3 protein-coding genes are annotated in these 1,436 nt (G+C 68.9%); all 3 read left to right on the top strand.

Annotation, left to right across the window (positions count from 1 at the left end):
• Position 1: 1 nt before the first annotated feature.
• Complete coding sequence (fliP, locus tag N869_RS15035) at positions 2–751, top strand: flagellar type III secretion system pore protein FliP (protein WP_156968596.1); 750 nt, start codon at positions 2–4, stop codon at positions 749–751.
• The gene (gene fliQ / locus N869_RS15040; RefSeq protein WP_035062998.1) at positions 751–1,023 is read left to right on the top strand and encodes a flagellar biosynthesis protein FliQ; all 273 of its coding nucleotides are present in this window, start codon (positions 751–753) and stop codon (positions 1,021–1,023) included. Before fliP ends, fliQ begins: the two co-directional genes overlap by 1 nt.
• Positions 1,024–1,026: 3 nt before the next feature.
• A partial coding sequence (locus tag N869_RS15045) for a flagellar biosynthetic protein FliR (RefSeq protein ID WP_035063000.1) occupies positions 1,027–1,436 on the top strand: 410 nt, incomplete at its 3' end.

Here is a 1,436-nt window from a genome sequence, read left to right on the forward strand (position 1 = left end):
CGTGGCGGTCGGCGCGGTGGCGCACGCCGCGGTCGAGCCCTTGCCCCCCGCGGCGCCCACCGAGCCGGTCGACCCGGCCGAGGAGGGCCCGACGGTCTCGATCGACCTGAACGGCATCAACGGCAGCCCCAACAGCTCGATCGTGGTGCTGATCACGATCACGCTGCTGTCGGTGGCGCCGGCGCTGCTGCTGATGATGTCGAGCTTCACGAAGATCTTCGTGGTGCTGGCCCTGACGAGGAACGCCCTGGGTCTGCAGGGCGTCCCGCCGAACCAGGTGCTGGCGGGCCTGGCGCTGTTCCTGAGCCTGTTCATCATGGCCCCGGTGATCGGGGACGTGAACGCGGTGGGCGTCCAGCCCTACCTGGAGGGTGCGGCGACGTTCACCGAGGCGGTGGACCTGGGCTCGGCGCCGTTGCGGGAGTTCATGCTGGCCCACACCCGGGAGTCGGACCTGGCCCTGGTGACCCGCGCGGCGGACCTGCCCAACCCGGAGTCCCCGGCTGACGTCGCGATGACGACGCTGATCCCGGCGTTCATGCTGTCCGAGCTGCGGTCGGCGTTCATCATCGGGTTCGTCATCTTCGTGCCGTTCCTGGTGATCGACCTGGTGGTCGCAGCGGCGCTGATGAGCATGGGCATGATGATGCTCCCGCCGATCATGGTGTCGCTGCCGTTCAAGCTGCTGCTGTTCGTGCTGGTGGACGGGTGGGGCCTGATCGTCACGGCCCTGGTGGGGAGCTACGGCTGATGGACACCACCGCTGTTCTGGACATCGGCCTGTCGGCCGTGGTGCTCGCGGGCAAGCTCGCAGCGCCGATCCTCGTCACCGCCCTGGTCGTGGGTTTCACGGTGTCGTTGCTGCAGTCGATCACCCAGGTGCAGGAGGTGACGCTGAGCTTCGTGCCCAAGGCGGTGGCCGTGGCGATCGCGTTGGTGGTGGCCGGGCACTGGATGATCGCCGAGATGATCGCGTTCACCCATGAGATGTTCGCCCGCATCCCTTCCTTGCTGGGGGGCTGAGCGGTGCAGATCTCGTTGGCGTCGCTGGAGGTGTTCATGCTCGCCGGGGTGCGGATCGCCGCGTTCCTGGTGATCGCCCCTCCGTTCTCGCACCGGACGATCCCGGGGCGCATCAAGGCGATGCTGGCGGTGGGTCTGGGGCTGGTGGCGACGCCCCGGGCGGCCGCCGCGGCCCACGACGGGGCCGGGACGGCGATCGCGTCCGGCACCGCCCAGTTCATGGGTGACCTGGTGATGCAGGTCGTGATCGGTGGCGCGCTGGGGTTCCTGGTGGCGATGGTGTTCGCGGCCGTCCAGGCGGCGGGGGGTCTGATCGACCTGTTCGGTGGGTTCCAGCTGGCTGCGGCCTTCGACCCGATGAGCCAGACGAGCAGTGCCCCGTTCCAGCGCCTGTACACGTTGACGACGGTGGT

It is taken from the genome of Cellulomonas bogoriensis 69B4 = DSM 16987 (assembly GCF_000767165.1).
In the GTDB taxonomy this organism is placed as follows: Bacteria; Actinomycetota; Actinomycetes; order Actinomycetales; family Cellulomonadaceae; genus Actinotalea; species Actinotalea bogoriensis.

What these genes read in the sequence shown, in the direction of transcription:
- fliQ (WP_035062998.1), top strand. Translation starts at nt 751, where the DNA reads ATGGACACCACCGCTGTTCTGGACATCGGCCTGTCGGCCGTGGTGCTC.